The sequence below is a fragment of the Nonomuraea angiospora genome (genome assembly GCF_014873145.1).
Classification (GTDB): domain Bacteria; phylum Actinomycetota; class Actinomycetes; order Streptosporangiales; family Streptosporangiaceae; genus Nonomuraea; species Nonomuraea angiospora.
This window is the reverse complement of record NZ_JADBEK010000001.1, coordinates 6017563-6040969: the sequence shown is the minus strand read 5'-3', so window position 1 is coordinate 6040969 and position 23407 is coordinate 6017563. Positions and strand designations below refer to the sequence as shown.

The 23407-nt window shown below is 71.1% G+C and carries 17 protein-coding genes; 12 read left to right on the top strand and 5 right to left on the bottom strand.

What is annotated here, in order from left to right; all coding sequences use genetic code 11:
- Window positions 1–975 precede the first annotated feature (975 nt).
- Window positions 976–3048 (top strand): putative bifunctional diguanylate cyclase/phosphodiesterase, encoded by a 2073-nt coding sequence (locus H4W80_RS27155; protein ID WP_192787670.1) that lies wholly within the window; start codon window positions 976–978, stop codon window positions 3046–3048.
- 105 nt (window positions 3049–3153) lie between these two features.
- On the opposite strand, the gene H4W80_RS27150 is transcribed toward H4W80_RS27155, so the two are convergent.
- Window positions 3154–3609: a hypothetical protein gene (locus tag H4W80_RS27150; protein WP_192787669.1), complete on the bottom strand. Its 456-nt coding sequence runs from the start codon at window positions 3607–3609 to the stop codon at window positions 3154–3156.
- Between the two features lie 146 nt (window positions 3610–3755).
- Between H4W80_RS27150 and gatC the strand changes: the two genes are divergently transcribed.
- The 4 genes from gatC (at window position 3756) to H4W80_RS27130 (ending at window position 8547) form a co-directional block, all read left to right on the top strand.
- The gene (gene gatC / locus H4W80_RS27145; RefSeq protein ID WP_185068184.1) at window positions 3756–4055 is read left to right on the top strand and encodes an Asp-tRNA(Asn)/Glu-tRNA(Gln) amidotransferase subunit GatC; all 300 of its coding nucleotides are present in this window, start codon (window positions 3756–3758) and stop codon (window positions 4053–4055) included.
- Window positions 4052–5542, top strand: coding sequence for an Asp-tRNA(Asn)/Glu-tRNA(Gln) amidotransferase subunit GatA (gatA, locus tag H4W80_RS27140; protein WP_192787668.1), 1491 nt, complete (start codon window positions 4052–4054; stop codon window positions 5540–5542). Before gatC ends, gatA begins: the two co-directional genes overlap by 4 nt.
- Window positions 5543–5544: 2 nt before the next feature.
- Entirely contained in the window at window positions 5545–7032 is a 1488-nt protein-coding gene (gene gatB, locus H4W80_RS27135; RefSeq protein ID WP_192793758.1) for an Asp-tRNA(Asn)/Glu-tRNA(Gln) amidotransferase subunit GatB, read from the top strand.
- A 138-nt stretch (window positions 7033–7170) separates the two neighbouring features.
- Window positions 7171–8547, top strand: coding sequence for an MFS transporter (locus H4W80_RS27130; protein WP_225963685.1), 1377 nt, complete (start codon window positions 7171–7173; stop codon window positions 8545–8547).
- Here H4W80_RS27130 and H4W80_RS27125 read toward each other — a convergent pair.
- From H4W80_RS27125 to H4W80_RS27115, 3 genes are read right to left on the bottom strand one after another with little or no spacing between them, the layout of a single operon-like run.
- A complete protein-coding gene (locus tag H4W80_RS27125; protein WP_192787667.1) occupies window positions 8531–10039 on the bottom strand; it encodes a tripartite tricarboxylate transporter permease in 1509 nt (502 codons plus the stop codon). The genes H4W80_RS27130 and H4W80_RS27125 overlap by 17 nt on opposite strands.
- Window positions 10040–10525 carry a tripartite tricarboxylate transporter TctB family protein gene (locus H4W80_RS27120; RefSeq protein WP_192787666.1) on the bottom strand — a complete coding sequence of 162 codons (486 nt, stop codon included), beginning with the start codon at window positions 10523–10525 and terminating at the stop codon, window positions 10040–10042.
- Window positions 10525–11496 carry a Bug family tripartite tricarboxylate transporter substrate binding protein gene (locus H4W80_RS27115; RefSeq protein WP_192787665.1) on the bottom strand — a complete coding sequence of 324 codons (972 nt, stop codon included), beginning with the start codon at window positions 11494–11496 and terminating at the stop codon, window positions 10525–10527. The genes H4W80_RS27120 and H4W80_RS27115 overlap by 1 nt, the downstream gene beginning before the upstream one ends.
- A 135-nt stretch (window positions 11497–11631) precedes the next feature.
- Between H4W80_RS27115 and H4W80_RS27110 the strand changes: the two genes are divergently transcribed.
- From H4W80_RS27110 to H4W80_RS27100, 3 genes are all read left to right on the top strand, one after another.
- Window positions 11632–13221, top strand: coding sequence for an ATP-binding protein (locus tag H4W80_RS27110; RefSeq protein WP_192787664.1), 1590 nt, complete (start codon window positions 11632–11634; stop codon window positions 13219–13221).
- Entirely contained in the window at window positions 13218–13880 is a 663-nt protein-coding gene (locus tag H4W80_RS27105) for a response regulator (RefSeq protein WP_192787663.1), read from the top strand. Before H4W80_RS27110 ends, H4W80_RS27105 begins: the two co-directional genes overlap by 4 nt.
- A gap of 92 nt (window positions 13881–13972) precedes the next feature.
- On the top strand, window positions 13973–15958 hold the full coding sequence (locus tag H4W80_RS27100; RefSeq protein WP_192787662.1) for a VanW family protein: 1986 nt from the start codon (window positions 13973–13975) through the stop codon (window positions 15956–15958).
- Window positions 15959–16060: 102 nt separating this feature from the next.
- Here the strand turns inward: H4W80_RS27100 and H4W80_RS27095 are convergent, their stop codons facing one another.
- A complete protein-coding gene (locus H4W80_RS27095; RefSeq protein WP_192787661.1) occupies window positions 16061–17119 on the bottom strand; it encodes a PQQ-dependent sugar dehydrogenase in 1059 nt (352 codons plus the stop codon).
- A 128-nt stretch (window positions 17120–17247) separates the two neighbouring features.
- Between H4W80_RS27095 and H4W80_RS27090 the strand changes: the two genes are divergently transcribed.
- From H4W80_RS27090 to ilvN, 4 genes are all read left to right on the top strand, one after another.
- Window positions 17248–18066 carry a 2-hydroxyacid dehydrogenase gene (locus tag H4W80_RS27090; protein WP_225963684.1) on the top strand — a complete coding sequence of 273 codons (819 nt, stop codon included), beginning with the start codon at window positions 17248–17250 and terminating at the stop codon, window positions 18064–18066.
- A gap of 236 nt (window positions 18067–18302) precedes the next feature.
- On the top strand, window positions 18303–20930 hold the full coding sequence (locus tag H4W80_RS27085) for a putative bifunctional diguanylate cyclase/phosphodiesterase (RefSeq protein WP_318787076.1): 2628 nt from the start codon (window positions 18303–18305) through the stop codon (window positions 20928–20930).
- A 205-nt stretch (window positions 20931–21135) separates the two neighbouring features.
- Window positions 21136–22875: an acetolactate synthase large subunit gene (locus H4W80_RS27080; RefSeq protein ID WP_192787659.1), complete on the top strand. Its 1740-nt coding sequence runs from the start codon at window positions 21136–21138 to the stop codon at window positions 22873–22875.
- Entirely contained in the window at window positions 22868–23392 is a 525-nt protein-coding gene (gene ilvN / locus H4W80_RS27075) for an acetolactate synthase small subunit (protein WP_192787658.1), read from the top strand. Before H4W80_RS27080 ends, ilvN begins: the two co-directional genes overlap by 8 nt.
- Window positions 23393–23407 lie beyond the last annotated feature (15 nt).

The following is a 23407-nucleotide window of genomic DNA, read 5'->3' as shown; positions in this document are numbered from 1 at the left end:
GCTTGGCGGCGGCGCGTCGGCGGTGTCGCGGCTCTCGGCGGGGGCGTTCTTGGCGGCGCGTCGGCGGGACGTGGTGCGGCGGGCTCGGCGCTGGTGTGCGATGCCTGGCCGGTGCGGTATACGGCGTCGGGTGGGCGGTGCGGGCTATACGGCGTTGGGGCTCGGCGGCGTGGCCGAGGTGGCAGGTGGGGTAGGAGGGCCGCCTATAGGGCGGTGTCACTGCGCTGCAAGAGCAGGCGAGGCCGCGGGGGTGGCGTCGCGCCGTGATGCGCGGCATTGCGGTGGCCTTGGCGCGTCGCATCTTGGCGGTGCGGCACCGCGTGGCATTGGGCGCCGCGTCGGCGGAGTGTGGTGCGTCGGGGCTCGGCGCTGGTGCGCGGTGGCCGGCCGTGCGTGGATTGCGGCGCGGGTGTGCGGTGCCCGGCTGGTGCGGGGTGCGGCGTCGGGTGGAGTGGTGCCGGATGCGGCATGGGCGGCGTGCGGCATGGCGCGGCGTGGCTATGCGGTGGTCGCGTGGGGGGCGCGGATTAGAGGCGGTGGCATGGCGGTGGTGTGGCCGCTCTCGGCGGGACGTTCTTGGCGCCGCGTCGGCGGGACGTGGTGCGGTGGTGCTCGGCGCTGGTGCGCGGTGATCGGCCGTGCGCGGGTGCCGCGCCTGGTGTGCGGGGCCCGGTTGTGCGCGGGTGCCGCGCCTGGTGTGCGGGGCCCGGCTGTGCGCGGGTGCGGTGTTGGTGTGAGGTGTCCCGCTGGTGCGGGGTGCGGTGATGGTGGGTGGGTGGTGGTACGGGCTCGGCTGTGCGGCGGTCGGGGTGGGGTCCGCCGGTGGTTGTGTGGGGAGGGTAGGCGGTTTGCTACCGAGGGTGGTTTTTGGGTATATGTCGGAAAGGAGAAGTGACGGAACGTACGCGCTTGGTTTCGCGAAGTGGGGTGAAGGTCGTACCCTCCCATAGTGACCTAATGGGGGTTCTGTTACCGATGACTGACCCAACCGACACCCGCGACACCGGACCACGCGTCGGCACGCCGCTCTGGGCGTTCCTCGCGGGCGTAACCGTGATCGGCTTCACCGCGCTCGTGGTGGCCATGCTGAGGCTGGACGCCGCCGGATTGGTGGAGCTCGCCCGCACGCCGCTGTTCTGGGCGCTGTCGGTGCTGGTGATCCTGGGCGAGCTGAGGCCCGTGATGGTGTCGTCCGCCGCCTCGGTGGGTGGCACGTACCCCTCCACCATGTTCACCTTCGCCGTGCTCCTGCACTTCGGGCTGCCTGTCGCGGTGCTCATGCAGGCCGTCGCGGTCGCCATGAACGGGGTGGTGACGCGTAAGGCGTGGCATCGGGTCATGTTCAACATCGCGCAGTCGACGCTCGCGCTCACCGCGGCGGCCGTGGTGATGGGGGTGTTCGGGATCGCGCCGAGTCCGGCCGCGCCCTGGGTGCCGGACGGGTCGGACCTGCCGGCGATCGCGCTGGCCGGGGTCGCGTACTTCGCCACCAGGGCCGCTCTCGTGTGCGGCGCGGTCGCGTTGCACGAGCGGCGCTCGATCATGCGGGTGTTCAGGGTCACGGTCGTCCCGCAGAGCCTCGTGTACGTCGGGCTGCTCGGCCTGGCGCCCCTGGTCGTCGTGGCCATGGAGCACTCGCCCGGCATGGTGCCCCTCTTCGTCGCCCCGCTGGCCGCCGTCTACTTCACCGCCACGCTCTCGATGCGCCGGGACCATCAGGCCCTGCACGACGAGCTGACCGGCCTGCCCAACCGCAAGATGCTCATCGTCAGCACGGAGGAGGCGCTGGCCGAGGCCCGGCAGGACGAGCGGGTCGGCCTGTTCCTCCTCGACCTCGACCGGTTCAAGGAGGTCAACGACACGATGGGGCATCCGGTGGGCGACCGGCTGCTGCAGATGGTGGCGCACCGGCTCACCCATTCCGTACGCCCCGGCGACGTCGTGGCGCGGCTGGGCGGTGACGAGTTCGCCGTGCTGCTGCCCTCGATCAGGGACGCCCACGCGGCCAGGGAGGTCGCGGCCCGGCTGCGGGCGGCGCTGACGGAGCCGGTGCGGCTGGAGGGCATGACCTTCGACGTGGACGGTTCGGTCGGGATCGCGCTTTATCCGGACCACGCCCCCGACTTCGAGCTGCTGCTGCAGCGGGCCGACGTGGCCATGTACCTGGCGAAGGAGGGGCGCAGCGGGGTGGAGCTCTACCAGCCCGACAAGGACCGCAACTCTCCCGAACGCCTCAACCTCCTCGGCGACCTGCGCCGTGCCATCGACAGCCGCGAGCTGCGCCTGCACTTCCAGCCCAAGGTCAGCCTCGGCACCGGCGCCGTCCAGGGCGTCGAGGCGCTGCTGCGGTGGCGCCATCCGGTCCACGGGATGATCCCGCCGTCGGAGTTCGTGCCGCTGGCGGAGCAGTCGTACCTGATGCGGCCCCTCACGGCGTACGTCATCGAGGCGGCGCTGGAGCAGGCGGCCCGCTGGTGGCACACGGGGCTGCAGGTGCAGATCTCCGTCAACATCTCGGCCCGCGACCTGCTCGACTCGGCCCTGCCGGAGCAGCTGGAGGTCGGCCTGGCCGCCTCCGGGCTCCCGCCGGGGGCCATCCAGCTGGAGGTGACCGAGCGCATCCTGACGGGCGACCAGGCCTACACCCAGGAGACGATCAAGGCGCTAGCCGCGCTGGGCGTGCCGCTGGCGCTCGACGACTTCGGCACGGGTTACTCGTCGCTGATCCGGCTCCAGCGCCTGGCGGTGTCCGAGGTCAAGATCGACGCCTCGTTCGTGCGCCGGATCGCCGAGTCGGAGGACGACTACCGGATCGTCCGCTCGATCGTGGACCTGGTCCGCTCGCTCGGCCTGCGTTCGGTCGCCGAGGGCGTGGAGTCGGACGAGGTGGCGATGCGGCTGGACGAGATGGGGTGTGACATGGGGCAGGGGTGGCTGTTCGGGCGGCCCATGCCCGCCGCCGACGCCACGGTGTGGCTCAGGGAGCACACCGGCGCGGGGCCCGGGATCGAGTACGGCTACCAGCCCGAGGTCAGCCGGTCAGCCTGAGCCGGACGGCGACGGCGAGCGCTTTCGTGGCTACCAGCCCGAGGTCAGCCGGTCAGCCTGATCCGGACGGCGACGGCGAGCGCTTTCGTGGCCACCAGCCCGAGGTCAGCCTGAGCCGGCCGCCGGTCGCTTGCGCAGGACGCGCAGGAGCACGTAGGCGGGCAAGAGCAGGGTGGCGAGCGAGAGGGCGGACAGCAGCAGCACGCCGGGCCAGTCGTAGGCGCCCGGGCGGAACACCTTGACGTCGTGGCCCGCGTCCAGGGCGGGCACGCGGTCGCCCTCGGACAGGTCGAGGGGCCCGTACCCGTAGATCCAGGCGTCCTGCCGGGTTCGCGCGGAGGACTCGAAGACGCCCTCCCAGCGGCAGGGGCCGCGGCCCGAGCAGTCCAGGTCCGTCGCCGTGAAGGTGCCCGTCGTGCCCTCGCCGTGTGCGGCGCGGTACTCCAGCTCGGCAGCGGACACGGTGGCGGCCGACAGCAACACTCCGACGATGAGCACCAAGGGCATCGTCACCACGGTGAGCACCACCAGGCATCCCGTGCCGCAGCCGTTGCGCTCCACAGCCGACCCCCTGTCCCCGAGGGGATAACGAGCGGGAGCAGGGTGAGGTTCGTTTCGGGGCGGTTAATCGGTTCGGGGCTGCCACGTCAAGCCCCCTAGGATGGCATTGTCCAAAGACTCCATCCACGAAACGGGTTACACGACTCATGTCCGCCATAACCCGCGACGAGGTCGCACACCTGGCCCGGTTGTCCAGGCTGGCGCTCACCGACGACGAACTCGACCACTACGCCACCCAGCTCGATGCCATCATCGAAGCGGTTGCGAAGGTGGCCGAGGTCGCCGCCGAGGACGTGCCGCCATCGTCGCACGCGCTTCCGCTGACCAATGTCTTCCGTGCCGACGAGGTACGACAGTGCCTGACGCCCGAGCAGGCGCTCTCCGGCGCGCCCGCCGTCGAGGACGACCGCTTCCGGGTGCCGCGCATCCTTGGGGAGGAGGCATGAGTCTGATCAGAAAGACCGCCGCCGAGCTGGGATCGATGATCGCCGGCGGCGAGGTGTCGGCCGTCGAGGTGGCCGAGGCGCATCTCGACCGCATGGCCGAGGTCGAGCCCAAGGTCCAGGCGTTCCTCCACATCGATCGCGAGACGACGCTGGAGCAGGCGCGGGCCGTCGACGCCAGGCTGAGGGCGGGCGAGAAGCTCGGCCCGCTGGCCGGCGTGCCGATCGCGCACAAGGACATCTTCACCACGCGCGACATGCCGACCACGGCCGCGTCCAAGATCCTCGAGGGCTGGCGCCCGCCGTACGACGCGACCGTCACCGCGCGGCTGCGCGAGGCGGGGCTGGTCTTCCTGGGCAAGACCAACCTGGACGAGTTCGCCATGGGCTCCTCCACGGAAAACTCGGCGTACCAGGTCACCCGCAACCCGTGGGACCTGACGAAGATCCCGGGTGGTTCGTCGGGCGGCTCCAGCGCCGCCGTGGCCGCGTACGAGGCGCCGCTGTCCACGGGCACCGACACGGGCGGCTCCATCCGGCAGCCGGCCTCGGTGACCGGCATCGTGGGCATGAAGCCCACCTATGGTGGCTCGTCCCGTTACGGGCTCATCGCGTTCGCCAGCTCGCTCGACACGCCGGGCCCGTTCGCCCGCAACGTGCTCGACGCGGCGCTGCTGCACGAGGCGTTCTCCGGGCACGACCCGATGGACTCCACCTCGATCGACGCGCCCGTGCCGAGCGTGGTCGAGGCCGCGAAGAACCCCGACATCGCCGGCATGCGGATCGGCGTCGTCAAGGAGTTCGCCGGCGAGGGCTACCAGGCCGGCGTGCTGGCCCGCTACCACGAGGCCGTGCAGCTCCTGGAGTCGCTCGGGGCCAAGGTCGTCGAGGTCTCCTGCCCGTCGTTCACGACCGCGCTGCCCGCCTACTACCTGATCGCGCCGTCGGAGTGCTCGTCCAACCTGGCGCGCTTCGACGCCATGCGCTACGGCCTGCGCGTCGGCGACGACGGCACCCGCAGCGCCGAGGAGGTCATGGCGCTGACCAGGGCCGCCGGGTTCGGCGCCGAGGTCAAGCGGCGCATCATGCTCGGCACGTACGCGCTGTCGAGCGGCTACTACGACGCCTACTACGGCCAGGCGCAGAAGGTGCGCACGGTCATCTCCCGCGAGTTCGAGGCCGCCTACCAGCAGGTTGACGTGCTGGTGTCGCCGACCACGCCGACCACGGCGTTCGGGATCGGCGAGCGCGCCGACGACCCGATCGCGATGTACCTCGCCGACCTGTGCACCATCCCGTCCAACCTGGCGGGCAACGCGGCCATGTCGGTGCCGGTCGGCCTGGCCGACGAGGACAACCTGCCGGTCGGCCTGCAGATCATGGCGCCGGTCCTGGCCGACGACCGCTGCTACCGCGTCGGCGCGGCCGTCGAGAAGGCCCTGGAGAGCCGCTGGGGCGGCCCGCTGCTGAAGGAGGCCCCGTCGCTATGACCATGGTCTATGACGAAGCGCTCGACCGGTTCGAGCCGGTGCTGGGCCTGGAGACGCACGTCGAGCTGGGCACCAGGTCGAAGATGTTCTGCGGCTGCAAGACCACCTTCGGCGCTCCGCCCAACACGCAGGTCTGCCCGACCTGCCTGGCGTTCCCCGGGTCGCTGCCGGTGGCCAACGCCGCGGCCATCGAGTCGACCATCCGCATCGGCCTGGCGCTCAACTGCTCGATCGCCGAGTGGTGCCGCTTCGCCCGGAAGAACTACTTCTATCCGGACATGCCGAAGAACTACCAGATCTCGCAGTACGACGAGCCGCTCTGCTTCGACGGCTATGTCGACGTCGAGGTCGAGGGGCAGACCGTGCGGATCGAGATCGAGCGGGTGCACCTGGAGGAGGACACCGGCAAGTCCACCCACGTGGGCGGCGCGACCGGGCGCATCCACGGGGCCGACTACTCGATCGTCGACTACAACCGCGCCGGCATCCCGCTGGTCGAGATCGTGACCAAGCCCATCCCGGGCACCGACCGGCTCGCGCCCGAGGTGGCCAAGGCGTACGTCACCGAGCTGCGCGAGATCATGCGCTCCCTCGGCGTCTCCGACGTGCGCATGGAGGAGGGCTCGCTGCGGTGCGACGTCAACGTGTCGCTCATGCCGCGCGGCTCCTCCGAGTGGGGCACCCGTACGGAGACCAAGAACGTCAACTCGCTGCGCAGCGTCGAGCGGGCCGTGCGGAGCGAGATCGAGCGTCAGGCGGCCGTGCTGGCCGACGGCGGGAAGATCATTCAGGAGACCCGGCACTTCCACGAGGACACCGGCACCACCACGTCCGGCCGGTCCAAGGAGGAGGCGCAGGACTACCGCTACTTCCCCGAGCCCGACCTGGTGCCGATCGCGCCCGACACCGCCTGGGTGGCGGAGCTGAAGGCGGCCCTGCCCGAGCTGCCGTCGGTCAGGCGCAAGCGGCTGCAGGCCGAGTGGGGGCTGTCCGACCTCGACATGCAGGCCATGCACAACGCCGACGCGATCGACCTGGTCGAGGCCACGGTCGCGGCGGGCGCCCCGGCGGCGGACGCGCGCAAGTGGTGGATGGGCGAGCTGGCCAGACGCGCCAACGAGACCGGCGCCGCGCTGGCCGACCTGCCGATCAGCCCGGCGCAGATCGCCAGGGTGACCGAGCTGGTGGCCTCCGGCGCGCTCAACGACAAGCTGGCGCGCGAGGTGCTCGAAGGCGTGCTGGCCGGTGAGGGCACGCCGGACGAGGTGGTCGACAAGCGCGGCCTGCAGATCGTCAGCGACGAGGGCGAGCTGCTGGCCATCATCGACCAGGTGCTGGCCGGCAACGCCGACGCGGCCGAGAAGGTCAGGTCCGGCAAGATCGCCGCGGCCGGCGCCCTGGTGGGCGGCGTGATGAAGGCGAGCAGGGGCAAGGCCGACGCGGCCCGCGCCCGCCAGCTGATCCTGGAGAAGCTGGGCGTCTCCGAGTAACACGGGCAGACAAGGAGGGCCTCGCCGTTCCGACGGCGAGGCCCTCAGCCTTGGCGCCGGGTCCTAGGTCCAATTGCCGGGCCCGGCTAGGACCGGCGCTGGAGGCGCCGGGAGGCGGGGTTTCATAGCGTTCGGGGCATGAAGAGAAAAGCATTGACGGCGGGCCTGGTGGCGATGGTGTCGCTCGTGGCCTTCGAGTACATGGCGGTCGCGATCGCCATGCCGGTCGTGGCCAAGGAGCTCGGCGGGCTGGAGCTCTACGGTCTGGCCTTCAGCGGGGCGATGGCGGCCAGTGTGGTGGGCACCGTGCTCGGCGGCCGGTGGGCGGACGTACGCGGCCCTCTGGCGCCCCTGTGGACCGGGGTGGCGGGCTTTGTCGGCGGGCTGACGGTGGCGGGGCTGGCGCCGAGCATGGAGATGCTGATCGCGGGCCGGTTCCTGCAGGGGTTCGGTGGCGCGCTGGTCAGCGTGGCGCTCTATGTCGTGGTGGCCCGGGTCTACCCCGAGGAGCTGCATCCGCGGATCTTCTCCCTCTTCGCGACCGCGTGGGTGGTGCCCTCGATGGCGGGGCCGGCGATCGTGGGGGTGGTGACCGAGACGCTCGGGTGGCGCTGGGTGTTCCTGCTGGTGCCGATCATGACGGTGGCGGGCGGCCTAGTCCTGCTGCGCGGACTGGCCGGCCAGCCCCTGGCCGGTGGGCAGAGCGAGGCCGAGCCCGGCCTGGCGGGCAAGATCGGCTGGGCGGTCGTGACGGCCGTGGGCGCCGGGCTCATGCAGTACGGCAGCGACGGCCGGCTCGTGCTGCTGGTCGCGGGCCTGGCGGTGCTGCTCGTGGCGCTGCCCAGGCTGCTTCCCGCCGGCACGCTCCGCGCCGCCCGCGGGCTGCCGGCCGTGGTGGGGCTGCGCGGCCTGGCCTCCGGCGCGTTCTTCGCGGCCGAGGTGATCGTGCCGCTCATGCTGATCCAGGCGCGCGGCCTGTCGACGCTGGCGGCCGGCCTCGTGCTCATGGGAGGCTCTCTGACCTGGTCGTTCGCCTCGTGGCTGCAGGGCCGCGAGACCTTCAGCCAGGTGACGAACCTGCGGCTGGGCTCGGCCATGCTGGCGCTGGGCATCGCGCTCATGGGCACGGTGACGTTCACCGCGGTGCCGGTGGCGCTGGCCTACCCGGCGTGGATCGTCACCGGCTTCGGGATCGGCCTGCTCTACCCGACGCTGTCGGTGCTGACGCTGGAGCTGTCGGCGCCCGGTGAGCAGGGCAGGAACAGCTCGGCGCTGCAGGTGGGCGAGTCGGTGTTCTCGGTGGTGGCGGTGGCCGTCACCAGCGCGCTGTTCACGGCGGCCCACTCGGGCTACTGGACGGTGTTCGCGGCCACCCTGGTCATGGCGCTGGCCGGGCTGGCGGTCGCGCCCCGGTCTTTCGCGACCCGGTCTTTCGGGCGCCGGGCCGCGAGCGGTTCCGCCGATCCGGTCGCACCGGCGGAACCAGCTCGTGAGCCCGTCAATCGACCGGCGTGACCTGACGCCGCCGGGCCGACAGCGACCTGAACACCGGCGTGAGCAGCGCCAGGGCGGCCAGGACCAGCAGCACCACGGCGACCGGGCTGTGGACGAGGACCGTCACGTCGCCCGCCCCGATCGCCAGGGCCCGGCGGAGCTGGATCTCCGCCATCGGGCCCAGGATCATGCCGATCACCGCGGGGGCGACCGGCAGGCCGAAGCGGCGCATGGCGTAGCCCAGGAGACCCAGGACGTACAGGACCACGAGGTCCACGACGGTGCCGTTCAGGGCGTAGACGCCGAGGGCGGCGAACAGGACGATCCCGGCGTACAGGTACGGGCGGGGGATCCGCAGGACGCGGGCCCACAGGGGCGCCAGGGGCAGGTTGAGCACCAGCAGCATCGTGTTGCCGATGAACAGCGACGCGATCATGCCCCACACCAGCGCCGGGTTGTGGTCGAACAGCTGCGGCCCGGGCTGGAGCCCGTACTGCTGGAAGGCGGCCAGCAGGATCGCGGCCGTCGCCGACGTGGGCAGGCCCAGGGTCAGCAGCGGGACCAGGGTGCCCGCGGCGGAGGCGTTGTTGGCCGCCTCGGGCCCGGCCACCCCCTCGATGGCCCCCTTGCCGAACTCCTCGCGGGCGGCCCCGCGCGCCAGCCGCTTCTCGGCCGCGTACGACAGGAAGGTGGGGATCTCCGCCCCGCCGCCGGGCAGCGCGCCGAACGGGAAGCCCAGCGCCGTGCCGCGCAGCCACGGGAACCAGGAGCGCCGCCAGTCCGCGCGCCCCATCCACGCCCGGCCGACGGGCACCACCTCGGGCGTATCGTGGCGCAGCCGCGAGGCCACGTAGAGGGCCTCGCCGAGCGCGAAGAGCCCGACCGCGACGATCACGACGTCGATGCCGTCGAGCAGCTGCGGGATGCCCATGGTGAGCCGGGCCTGGCCGGTCTGCTGGTCGATGCCGACGAGCCCGATCACCAGCCCGAGGCCCAGGGAGGCCAGGCCGCGCACGATCGAGCGGGACAGCACGGACGACACGGCGGTGAAGGCCAGGATCGCCAGCGCGAAGTAGTCCTCGGGGCCGAACGAGATCGCGAAGCTCACCACGGCGGGCGCGGCCACGACCAGCAGCGCCGTGGCGATCGTCCCGGCCACGAACGAGCCGATGGCCGCCGTGGCCAGCGCCTGCGCCGCCCGGCCGCGCCGGGCCATCTTGTTGCCCTCCAGCGCCGTGATCATCGACGAGGACTCGCCGGGCGTGTTGAGCAGGATGGAGGTGGTCGAACCGCCGTACATGCCGCCGTAGTAGATGCCCGCGAACATGATGAACGCGCTGGCCGGCGGCACGGTGAACGTGATCGGCAGGAGCAGCGCCACGGTCATCGCGGGCCCGATGCCGGGCAGCACGCCGACCAGGGTGCCGAGCGTGACGCCGACGAGCGCGTACAGGAGGTTGACGGGGGTGAGCGCGGCGGCGAAGCCGTCGAGCAGGAGCTGGAGCGACTCCACCTAGATCACCCCCGCCAGCAGCCCGCCGGGCAGCGACACGCCGAGGCCCTTGACGAACAGCAGGTACGTGGCGAGCCCCACGACCACCGAGATCACGGCCGAGCGCGCCTTGTGCTCGGCCCCGAGCGCCAGCGACAGCCCGAAGAACAGCAGGCTCGCGCCGATGATCCAGCCGAGCACGTTGAGGAGCGCCGTGAACGCCAGGAAGATCCCGCTGACCAGTCCGACGCTGCGCCAGTCCGTGGGCGCCTCCACGTCCACGTCCTCGCTCTCCTCAGGGTCGCCGTGGCCGCCGCGGAGGACGTCGGCCACGTAGAACAGGCCGATGAGCACCATGGCGCCGCCCACCAGCATGGGGAAGAAACGGGGCCCGATGCCGAGCTGGGAGGCCGCCGCGGAGACGTCCAGCGTCCCGATCACGACGAGCACGCCCAGGCCCAGCACCACGACCGCCAGCCCGAGCTCGGGCCGCCACCAGCGAGCCATCAGGAAACGAGCCCCATCTCGGCGATGATGCCCTTGACCCGGGTCTGCTCGGAGTTCAGGAAGTCGGTGAACTGCTGCCCGGTCTGGAACGAGTCGATCCAGCCGTTCTTGGTCACCGCGTCCTTCCACGGCTGCGAGTCGTGCATCTTGGTGACCAGGTCGGTCAGCGCCTTCTTGTCGGCGTCGGACAGACCGCCGGGGGCGACGAAGCCGCGCCAGTTGGCCAGCGAGACGTCCAGGCCGCCCTCCTTCAGCGTGGGCGCGTCCAGGCCGGGGATCCGCTCGGCGGAGGTCACGCCGAGGGCGCGCAGCTTGCCGGACTTCACGTGCTCCGCGAACTCTGCCACGCCCGAGATGCCCGCGCTGACCTTGTTGCCGAGCAGCTCGTTGAGCGCCTCGCCGCCGCCGGAGTGGGCGATGTAGTTGACCTGCTTGGGGTCGACCCCCGCGGCCTTGGCCATCAGGCCGGCCACGATGTGGTCGGTGCCGCCCGCGGACCCGCCCGAGATCGACACCTTCTTCGGGTCGGCCTTCCAGGCCGCCACCATGTCGGCGAGCGACTTGTACGGCGACTCGGCCGGGACGACGACGATCTCGTACTCCTCGGTCAGCTTGGCGATCGGAGTGGTCTCGGCCAGGGTGACCTTGGACTTGTTCTGCTCGATGGCGCCCACCATGACCAGGCCCATGGTCATCAGCAGGTTGCCGTTGCCCTTCTCGCCCGCGAGCTGCGCCAGGCCGATCGTCCCGCCCGCGCCGGGCACGTTGTAGACCTCGACCTTCCGCTTGGAGTCGGCGGCCTTGATCGCCTGCTCCGCGATGCGGGAGGTCTGGTCCCAGCCGCCGCCGGGGGAGGCCGGAGCCATGATCCGCAGGGAGCCGCTGGCGGACGTGCCGGTGCCTGACTCGCCGCAGCCGGTCAGCGCGGTGAGGGAGAATGCCGCGAGGGCGGCGAATACGCGCAAGCGCATGATCACTCCAGGGGGTGTTTCACGGTTGTAAAACTGGGATCGTGAAGCCCCGTCCCGCCCGCGTCGAGGCTTTGCACGCTTGCCGTCATAGTGGTCGTATTGGTCGCAACCTGGCCGTGACCTGCGTTTGTTTCCATGTGCAGCGTGAGACGCGTCCGTGACGCCTCCCTCGGGACCCAGCTGTTCGTGCTCCAGATGGTGATCGTGATCCTCGCCGTCGGGAGCACCGCAGGGGTGTGGGCCGAACACACGCGCGACCAGCTCGACTCGCTGCACCAGCAGCGGGCGCTGGCCATCGCGCAGTCCGTGGCCGGGCTCCCACAGGTTCGGGAAGCGTTCAAGCTGAAGAATCCGGAGTCGGTCCTGCAGCCGCTGGCCATGAGCGTGCAGCACGAGACCGGCGCCGACTACGTCGTGATCGCCAACGCCGAGCAGAAGCGCTACGCCCACCCCAACACCCTGCTGATCGGCAAGCAGCTGTCCACCGACGGCACCACCGTCCTCAAGACGGGCAGGAGCTGGGTCGGCACCGAGACCGGCACGATCGGCACCACGGTCAGGGGCAAGGCCCCCATCCGCGACGAATACGGCAGCGTGATCGGACTGGTCTCGGTCGGCGTGCTGGAGACCACGGTCGTCGGCCAGCTCGGCGCCGCGCTCCCGCCGCTGGTCTGGACGGCGCTGGCCGTGCTGCTGGCGGGCCTCACGCTAGCCGCGGTGATCACCGCGCGGGTGCGCAGGCAGACGTTCGGGCTGGAGCCGCGCGAGATCGCCGCGCTGCTGGAGCAGCGCGAGGGCGTGCTGCACGGCGTCAAGGAGGGCGTGCTCGCGCTCGACCTCAACGGCCGCGTCACGCTGGTCAACGACGCCGCCCGCGAGCTCCTGGGCAACGTCGGCGAGGACCTGACGCAGATGCCGGTCTCCGAGCGCATGCGCGACGTGCTCGGGGGCGCCGACCCCGGCGAGGACCGCGTCGTGCTGCACGGCGAGCGCGTGCTGGTGCTCAACCGCACCCCGGTCTCGGTACGCGGCCAGCACCGCGGCTGGGTCGTCACCCTGCGCGACCGCACCGAGCTGACCCGGCTGGCCCGTGAGCTCCACGACACCAGCAGCGCGACGGAGGCGCTGCGGGCTCAGGCGCACGAGTTCGCCAACCGCATGCACACCGTCGTCGGCCTGCTGGAGCTGGGCGAGCACGAGGCGGCCATCACCTTCATCACCCGCACCACCCGCGGCACCTACGCCACCGACCTGCGCGAACGCGTCCAGGACCCCACCCTGGCCGCCCTGCTGCTGGCCAAGTCCGCCGAGGCGGCCGAGCGGGGCGCCCGGCTCGTGCTGTCGGAGGACTCCGCCGTCCCCGAGGGCCTGCTCGGCGACCCGCAGGACGCGGTCCTCGTGGTCGGCAACCTGGTCGCCAACGCCATCGACGCGCTCGACGGCGCCGAGGGCACGATCGAGGTGTCAGTGCAGGCCGACGCCGACGGGCTGCGCGTGCGGGTGGGCGACTCCGGGCCGGGCATCGCGCCCGACCTGGTGGAAGAGGTGTTCAGGGAGGGGTTCACCACCAAGGCCGCCCGGTCGGGGCAGCGCGGGCTCGGGCTGGCGCTGACCCGGCAGGCGTGTCTGCGCCGGGGCGGCTGGGTACGGGTACGGAACTCGGGCGGCGCGGTCTTCACGGCCCTGCTCCCGGCGAGGCCCGCGCATGATGAGGTGCGGTCATGAGTGACATCCGGGTGATGGTGGTGGACGACGACTTCATGGTCGCCCGCATCCACAGCGGCTACGTGGCGCGCGTACCCGGATTCCGGGTGGTGTCGGTCGCGCACAGCGGGGCCGACGCGCTCGCCGCGGCGGCCGAGCTGCGCCCGGACCTCGTGCTGCTCGACATCTACCTGCCCGATATGTCGGGACTTGAGGTGCTCAAGCAGCTCCACGGCGTGGACGTCCTCATGATCAGCGCCGCCCGCGACGTGCCCACGGTCAGGGAGGCCATGCGCGGCGGCGCCGTCAACTACCTCATCAAGCCCTTCACCGCCGCCGCGCTGACCGACCGGCTCCAGCAGTACGCCGACACCCGCAGGCGCCTGACCGCCATCGGTCCCGAGGCGCGGCAGGACGACGTGGACCGGCTCTTCGGGAGCCCCAAGACGTCCGCGCCCATGCCGAAGGGGCTGTCGGCGGCCACGTGCGAGCTGGTCGCGGAGACCCTCCGCGAGGCGGGCCGCGACCTGTCGGCGACCGAGACGGCCGAGCTCACGGGCCTGTCGAGGGTGAGCGTGCGCCGCTATCTCGAATACCTCTGCGTGGCCGGGCAGGCCGAGTTCCGGCCCCGTTACGGCACCGCCGGCCGACCGGAGCATCGCTACCGGTGGCTAGGTTGACACACTTCCGTAGCCATTTCCCGTGACATATGCGGATCCGCGTGCCTTACTGTTGCCTGAGACTTGGCTGCGGACCGGGAGGAGATTGAGGCGTGCGTAACGCCGGACCGATCGAATCACCGACCGACCCGTTCGCCTCGGTGCCGTTACCCGCCCAGGGCGTCTCCAAGAAGCCGCGGATCGAAGGACTGCCCCCGGGGGTCTCCCGGGACATCTTCGGCCCCACGGACAGGCAGGAACCCCGGCCGGCCCAAGGCCCGAGCGCCCCGGGCGGTCCCTCGGGCGGTGCGCTGCCCCCTGTGGCGCCGCCGGCGCAGCCATGGCCGGTGAACGGCAGGCAACCGCCGACCCCGCCCGCGCCCGTGTTCGGCTCCCCTTCGGAGCGGCCGACCTCGTACGAGCCCGAGCCGCCGCGCAAGCGCCGCCTCCTGCCGGCGCTGCTGGTGTGCGTCGTGGTGCTCGCGGCGCTGGCGTACGTGGTGCCCGCCGTGCTCATGTCGGGCTCCGTCCTGCGCGGCACCCACGTCTCCGGCGTCGACATCGGCGGGCTGACCGTCACGCAGGCGGCCGACAAGCTCCGCAACCAGCTCGCCACCCGGCTGAGCCGCCCGGTCGTGGTCGACATCGCCGGCCGCAAGGAGACCATCCAGTCCGACGAGGCCGGCCTCGAACTCGACGTGGTCGGCACGATCGGCCAGGCGCCCAGCGGGTTCCCGAGTCCGCTGGAGGTGTGGCGGGGCCTCACCGGCAGGACCGAGCTCCAGCCCAAGGTGAACCTCGACTCCTCGCAGCTGTCCAGGACCGTCGAGGGCCTGGCCGAGGCCGCCGACAAGAAGCCCCGCGAGGGCCGGGTGAGCTTCACCGGGCTGGAGCCGAAGGCCCGCCAGCCCGAGGACGGCGTGCTGCTCGACCGGGAGGACGCGGTGCGCCGGATCGGCGACGCCTTCCTTCAGGGCGGCGGCAACGTCGTGCTCACCCTCAGGCCGGCCAAGCCCGTCACCACCGCCGAGGCCGTCGAGACCGCCCTCACCAAGGCGAAGCAGGCCGTCTCCGCGCCCGTCACGCTGACCGTCGGCGGCAAGCAGGCGCAGATCCCCCCGGCCATGATCGCCGCCAACCTGACCTACACATCCGACGGCGCCGGCGGGCTCGCGCCCCAGTTCGACGTCAAGGCGGTGCTGGCCGCCCTGGAGAGCAGCCTGGTGGACGCGGCCCAGCAGCCGCGTGACGCCACGTACGACATCGTGAACGGCAAGCCGGTCCTGGTGCCCGCCCGCACGGGGCGGGGCGTCAACGACAAGCTGCTGGCCAGGGACGCCGAGCGGCTGTTCGACGAGGGCGGCAGCCGGACGATCCCGGTCAGGCTGGGCGCCGTCGCCCCCACCGTCGCGACCGAGCAGGTACGCGACCTCGGGGTCAAGGAGACCGTGGGCGCGTTCACCACGTCGTTCGACGCCGGCCAGCCTCGCGTCAAGAACATCCAGCGCATGGCGCAGGAGCTCGACGGGCGCCTGGTGAAGCCCGGGGAGACGTTCTCGATCAACGATGTCGTGGGCGAGCGCACCGTCGAGGACGGGTACGTCGAGGCGGGGCAGATCGTCGGCGGGCGGATGGTGAGCATCGTCGGCGGCGGGGTCTCCCAGTTCGCCACGACCATGTACAACGCCGCCTTCTTCGGCGGGTTCGACCTGGTCGAGCACCAGCCGATGGACTACTACGCCCCCCGTTACCCGCCGGGGCGGGACGTGGCGCTGCTCTATCCGGACACGGACCTGAAGTGGCGCAACGACTCCGATTTCGGCGTGCTGATCAAGACGGCCTTCACGGAGACGTCGGTGACGGTCACCTTGTGGAGCACCAAGCGGTACGACGAGGTGGAGGCGGTGACGTCCGAGAAGCGGGACGTCCGGCCGTTCCGGACCGAGACCAGTTCGGCGCCCGGGTGCCTGCCGACGGTGGGGGAGCAGGGGTTCACGATCGACGTGACCCGCGTGTTCCACCAGGACGGCAAGGTGGTCAAGAAGGACAAGAAGCTGACCACCAAGTACCGGCCCCAGACGCAGATCACCTGCAGCTGACGCTCACCGTCCCAGGGCCGCCCTGGGCGGTGCCGGGCCCCGTCACTGGCACTTCGGAGCCCCCAGGGCCTGTGCTCGGGTCTGGGGGCCTCTGAGGCGGCGTCAGGAGAGCGGGACCGAGAGGATGCGGTCGTCGCCCGGCCGTGGGGAGCCGCGCCCGTCCTTGTTGCTGGTGCCGACCCACAGCGTGCCGTCCGGGGCCGCGGTGACGGCGCGCAGGCGGCCGTAGCGGCCGGTGAAGTGGGCGACGGGCCTGCCCGCCGACCCGTCCGCCGCCAGCGGGACCTGCCACAGCCGGGTCCCGCGCAGCGCCCCCACCCACAGCGAGCCGTTAGCGTACGCCATCCCCGACGGCGAGGCCTCGTCGGTGGACCAGGTGACGATGGGGTTCACGTAGCGCGAGTCGTCGCTGCGCCCCTCGACCTCAGGCCATCCGTAGTTGCCCCCCGCCTTGATGAGGTTGATCTCGTCATAGGTGTTCTGGCCGAACTCCGACGCGTACAGGCGGCCGGACGGGTCCCAGGCGAGGCCCTGGACGTTGCGGTGGCCGTAGCTGTAGACGAGCGTGCCGAACGGGTTGCCGGGCGCGGGGGTCCCGTCCACGGTCATGCGGAGGATCTTGCCGCCCAGTGAGTCCCGCTGCTGGGCGAGCTGGTCCTCGCCGGTCTCGCCCGTGGAGGCGTACAGGAACCCGTCGGGTCCGAACGCGAGCCTCCCCCCGTTGTGGATCGCGCCCTTGGGGATGCCCCGCACCAGGACCCGCTCGTCGCCGAGGCGGTCGCCGGTGAGCCGGTAGCGGACGATCCGGTTGTCCTGTTCCGCGGTGTAGTAAAGGAATATTTGCTGATCCTTTGCCGCCACCCCCATCAGCCCGCCCTCGCCGGCCGGGCTCACCCCCGGGACCGTGCCCAGCGAGGTCACCTTCCCGTCCCGGGTCACGCGGAGCAGCCTGGCCGTGTCACGCTCCGTGACCAGCGCGTCGCCTCCGGGCAGGAACGTGATCGCCCACGGCACCGCCAGCCCCGTCACCACGTCTCTCGGCTCTCCCGGCCCGGACCCGGCCGGCGCGGTGGCGGTCGGCGTCACCTCCCCGCCGCCGGCCAGACCGCTGGAACAGGCGGTGAGAGCGGCCATGAGCATGATCGTCCAGAGCTTCCTCATGTGTTCCATACTTCCCTTGCAGTCATAAGGTTCTCGGCATGAAGACCTGGGTTCCGTCCGATTCGGTGGCTGATGTTCTGTCCGACCTGCCTGGGGTTGAATGTGCCGTTTACGATGGCACGGCCCCGATGCCGGAAGGGATCGAGGAGGTGGAGGTCTGGATCCCGCCGCTCGTCACCGTGCCGGACGTGCCGGGCACGCTGGCCAGGATGAGCTCCCTGCGGCTGGTGCAGACCGTCACCGCGGGTGTGGAGCCGTACCGGCCGCACCTGCCGGACGGCGCGGTGCTGTGCAACGCCCGCGGCGTGCACGACGCCGGGACCGCCGAGTGGGCCGTCGGGGCGATGATCGCGGTGCTGCGGGAGTTCCCCGGGTTCGTGGACGCGCAGCGCAGGGGCGAGTGGACCTACCACCACACCGACGTGCTGGCCGACTCGACCGTGCTCATCGTCGGCCACGGCTCCATCGGCGCCGCGCTGGAGAGGCGGCTGGAGGGGTTCGAGGTCGAGGTCGTACGCGTGGCCAGGAGCGCCCGCGACGGCGTGCACGCCATGGGCGAGCTGCCCGCCCTGCTGCCGGAGGCGGACGTCGTGGTGCTGCTCGTGCCCGCCACGGCCGACACCGCGGGCATGGTCGACGCGGCCTTCCTGGCGCGGATGAAGGACGGCGCCGTGCTGGTCAACGCCGCCAGGGGCGGGATCGTCGACACGGACGCGCTGATCGCGGAGCTCAAAAACGGTAGGCTACGCGCCGCGCTGGATGTGACCGCGCCCGAGCCGCTGCCCGAGGGCCACCCCCTCTGGAGCGCTCCGGGCCTGTTGATCACTCCGCACGTCGCGGGCAGCACCCCCGCGTCGGGGCGGCGCATGCTGCGCCTGATCCGCGCCCAGCTGCTGCGCTATCTCGCAGGCGAACCGCTGGTCAACGTCATCACCGACTCGTACTGAGAGGATCCCGGAAAGTGGCTGGTCCGTGACCTTCGGTGCGTACGGTTGCCTTTGCGGGGAGGTCCTGACTCGCTGTCAAGGATCTCTTGGCGGAAATTGGTCTGTGTGGTTATCAGATCGGTGACGACATCGGCGTTGTCACCACCCGCGCACCCACGAGCGCACACACTGGCGAAGTGATCGACCGGGCTTCGGCGGTCGCAGGTGCAGGGTTCGAGACGGGATGGGCAACGACTGTGATCCGCTGGCGTGACCCACGGGTGCCGCTGACCGCCGCGGCGGCGGCAGGCGCGGTGGCCTTCGCCGCCGCGCTCGGCATACGCGGTGAGGCCTTGCTCACCGGCGCTGTCGCCGGCGGGCTCGCGGCGCTGATCGCGGCCGGTTCGCTGCTGTTCGCCTCGGTGAAGTCGGCCGGGCACCGGCCGACCGCGCTGGGCGCGCGCTGGATGGGCGGCGGAGCCGTCATCTGGGCCGCCGGCGTGGCGCTGCGCCCGTTCGCCGAGAGCTTCCTGGTCAGCTTCGCCGACCTGTGCGTGCTGCTCGGCACCGTGGTGACGGCGGGAGGCGCGCTGATCGCCGCCGACCGCAGATTCCCGGCCAGGGTCGTTTTACGGCATGTCACCGACGCCTACCTGTGCGCCGCCTCACTCTTCCTGATCGGCTGGGTGGCCGCGCTGCGGCACGTCTACGACGACGCGGCGGACCCGGCGGCGTTCACGCTGGTCATGCTGCCGCCGATGATCGCGCTGCTGGTGACGTGCGCCGTGATCCCGTCGGTGCTGACGAGCCGGGCCTCCTCCTGGCCGCTCGGCCTGGCGGGCGTCGGCGTGCTGGCCACCATGACCGTGGCGGGCCTGGCGGCCGGGGTCGCCCGGCTCGACGGCGGCGATCCGCAGATCTGGACCGTCATGCTCGCGCCCGTCGCGTTCCTGCTGCTCGCCGCCATCCCGTGGGGTCCGCATCCGGGCGCGGCGGGCAGGTCCGCCGTCGGCGGTGTGGTCGCGCTGGTGCCGCTGGGGCTGGTCGCCGTGGCCGCCTGCACGCTGCTCGCCCACATGGTGGGCGGCGGGGCCGAGCGGCCCGTGACCGGCGTCGTGGTGGTCGCGGTCTCCGTGGTGCTGCTCCTGCTGGTCCGCCTGTTCTTCGTCTCGGCGACCAACATGCGCCTGCGCGGCCTGGTCAAGCTCGGTGAGCGGCAGCTCAGGGAGCTCGCCCAGAGCACCGGCGACGTGGTCTTCCTGTGCGACTACGAGGGCGTGGTGCGCGAGATCGACGCCGGGGTCGAGGTCACGTACGGCTACTGCCCCGAAGACGTGGTCGGCGGGTCGATCTTCGACTACATCCACCCGGAGGACGTCCCCGGCATCCAGGTCGCGCTGCGCGCCATGCACCTCGACGAGGACAACGCCGCGCCCGGGGCCTGCCTGATCGCCTGCCGGGTGCGCGCGGCCGACGGCACGTGGCGGCCCACCGAGTCGGTCGCCACCCGCCACGTCGGCGGCGACGAGCTGCTGCTGGTGACCACCAGGGACGTCAGCGACGAGGAGGCGCTGCGCAACCAGGTCGCCCACCTGACCTTCCACGACGGCGTCACCGGGCTGCCCAACCGCTCCTACTTCGAGGAGCGCACCCGCGAGGTGCTCTCGGGGCGCACCGCCGGCACCGGGGCGGCCAACGTCGCGGTCATCTTCCTCGACCTCGACGGGTTCACCTCGGTCAACGACTCGGTGGGCCACGCCAGCGGCGACTACCTGCTCGGGCAGGCCGCGCGCAGGCTGCGCGGCGCCGTACGCGCCGACGACACGCTCGCCCGGTGGGGCGGCGACGAGTTCGCGGTGCTCGTGGAGACGGGCGGCGAGGCGCAGGTCGCGGTCGATCTGGCCGAGCGGCTCGTACGCGCGGTCTCGCAGGAGCCCTTCCGCGTCGCCGACCGCGACGTGGCGCTGACCGCGAGCGTGGGCGTGGCCTTCACCGAGGACGACATGCCGGCCGGCGACCTCATCCGTAACGCGGATGTCGCGATGGCGCGCTCCAAAGAGCTGGGCGGGCGGCGGGTGGAGGTGTTCGCCGCGCAGATGCACGCCGACGTGGTGCGCCGGCTGGAGCTGGCGGCCGACCTGCAGCGGGCGCTGATCGAGCAGCAGTTCGCGATCGAGTACCAGCCGATCGTCGATCTGGCCACGTCGCGGGTGACCTCGGTGGAGGCGCTGGTGCGGTGGTGGCGCGGGTCGGTGTTCGTGCCGCCCGAGCAGTTCCTGGGCCCGGCCGAGGACACCGGGCTGATCGTGCCGCTGGGGGAGTGGATCCTGCGCGAGGCGTGCCGCGAGGTGGCCGCCTGGCGGGCCTCGTCCTGGGACATCGGGCTGTCGCTCAACCTGTCGGCCCGCCAGATCACCGCGCCGCGCTTCGTCGAGACGGTCGAGGAGGCGCTGGCCGAGAGCGGGCTGCCGGCCTCCGCGCTCACCCTTGAGGTGATCGAGGAGATGCTGGTCGAGGACGCCGAGGAGACGATCAAGCGGCTGTCGGAGCTGCGGGCGCTCGGGGTGCGGCTGGCCATCGACGACTTCGGCACGGGTTACGCCTCGCTCGCGTTCCTGCGGCAGCTCCCGGTCGACATGATCAAGATCGATCCGTCGTTCGTGTCGGGGCTGGGCAACGACGACACGCTGACGCTGCTCACCCGTACGATCGTGCGGCTCGGTCACGACCTCGGGCTTATCGTGGTCGCAGAGGGGATAGAGCGTCCCGAACAGCTCGATCTGCTCAAGCGGATGGGGTGCACGAAGGGCCAGGGCTTCCTGGTCGCACGGCCGATGGCGGCGCGCGGGGTCGACTCCTTGATGCGTACGAGTCTCACTGTTTGAGACATGTGTCCACGAAGTTGGCACCAGGGCATTCAGTGCGGCTATGGTGTAGGTCATGCTTCGCAGTGAGATTCTCGTAGTACTTCGCCGGCGCGCAGGCCGATAGCGAAGCACGACGACCTGCGCGCCGCCCCAGTCCCGCCGTCCCGGTGGGAAGGGGCATTTTTTATGTCCTTAAGCGAGTAGCCACGCAAGGAACGAGCCGATGACCGAACGGATGACAGGTGCACAGGCCCTGGTGAGGGCGCTGGAGCACGTTGGAGTCGACACAGTGTTCGGGATCCCGGGCGGTGCCATTCTGCCGGCCTACGATCCTCTCTACGACTCGACCAAGGTCCGGCACGTGCTCGTACGCCACGAGCAGGGCGCCGGTCACGCGGCCGAGGGCTACGCGCAGGCGACCGGCAAGGTCGGGGTGTGCATGGCCACCAGCGGCCCCGGTGCCACCAACCTGGTGACGCCGATTGCCGACGCGTACATGGACTCGGTGCCGATCGTGGCGATCACCGGCCAGGTGGCCAGCGCGGCCATCGGCACGGACGCGTTCCAGGAAGCCGACATCTCCGGCATCACCATGCCGATCACGAAGCACAACTTCCTGATCACGGACCCAGCGGACATCCCCCGCACGATCATGGAGGCCTTCCACATCGCCTCCACCGGCCGTCCCGGCCCGGTGCTCGTGGACATCTCCAAGGACGCGCTGCAGGCCGACACCACCTTCAGTTGGCCGCCGACCATGCAGCTCCCGGGCTACCGCCCGGTCACCAGGCCGCACTCCAAGCAGATCCGCGAGGCCGCCAAGCTGATCGCCGAGTCCAAGCGGCCGGTCCTGTACGTCGGCGGCGGCGTCCACAAGGCGCATGCCTCCGCCGAGCTGCTGCAGCTGGCCGAGCTGACCGGCATCCCGGTCGTCACCACCCTGATGGCGCGCGGCACGTTCCCCGACAGCCACCCGCAGCACATGGGCATGCCGGGCATGCACGGCAGCGTGTCGGCCGTGGGCGCGCTGCAGAAGGCCGACCTGCTCATCGGGCTGGGCGTGCGCTTCGACGACCGGGTGACCGGCGACCTGGGGTCGTTCGCCCCGTACGCCAAGGTCGTGCACGCCGACATCGACCCGGCGGAGATCTCCAAGAACCGCCACGCCGACGTGCCGATCGTGGGTGACTGCAAGGAGGTCATCGGCGACCTGGTCGCCGTGATCGAGGCGTCCGGCCAGAAGGGCGACTACACCGAGTGGTGGACGACGCTCAACGGCTACAAGCAGACGTACCCGCTGGGCTACGAGACGTACGAGGACGGCACGCTGGCGCCCCAGTACGTCATGGAGCGGCTGAGCGCGATCGCCGGGCCCGACACGTACTACGTGGCCGGGGTCGGGCAGCACCAGATGTGGGCCGCGCAGTTCATCGACTACGAGAACCCCGGCACGTTCATCAACTCCGGCGGCCTCGGCACGATGGGCTTCGCCGTCCCGGCCGCGATGGGCGCCAAGATGGGCCGCCCCGAATCCACGGTGTGGGCCATCGACGGCGACGGCTGCTTCCAGATGACCAACCAGGAGCTGGCCACCTGCGCCCTGGAGGGCGTGCCGGTCAAGATCGCCATCATCAACAACGGCAACCTCGGCATGGTCCGCCAGTGGCAGACGCTCTTCTACGACCAGCGCTACTCCAACACCGACCTGCAGACGGTCCGCCGCATCCCCGACTTCGTCAAGCTGGCCGAGGCCTATGGTTGTGTGGGCCTGCGGTGCGAGCGTGCCGAGGACGTGGACGCCGTGATCAAGAAGGCCATGGAGATCAACGACGTGCCCGTCGTGGTCGACTTCGTCGTCCACCAGGACGCGATGGTCTGGCCCATGGTCGCGGCAGGCACCAGCAACGACGACATCAAGATCGCCCGTGACATGGCGCCCAAGTGGGAGAACGAGGATGAGTAGGCATACTCTGTCGGTGCTTGTCGAGAACAAGCCGGGCGTACTGGCACGCGTGTCCGCGTTGTTCAGCCGAAGGGGCTTCAACATAGACTCGCTGGCAGTGGGGCAGACCGAACACGACGACATCTCGCGCATCACCATCGTGGTCAGCGTCGAGGAGCTGCCGCTTGAGCAGGTCACCAAGCAGCTCAACAAGCTGGTGAACGTCCTGAAGATCGTCGAGCTCGACCCGTCGCAGTCGGTCCAGCGCGAGCTGATGCTGATCAAGGTCAAGGCCGACGCCGACAGCCGTTCCCACGTGCTGGAGCTGGTCAACCTCTTCCGCGCGCGCTGCGTCGACGTGGCCGCCGACGCCGTGACCATCGAGGTCACCGGCACCCCCGACAAGCTCGAGGCGTTCGTCAAGGTCCTCGAGCCGTTCGGGATCAAAGAACTCGTCCAGTCGGGCATGGTGGCCATCGGCCGCGGCGCCCGTTCCATCACCGACCGGTCCCTCAGGGCACTGGACCGTACCGCCTGAAAGGTTTTAGCAAGT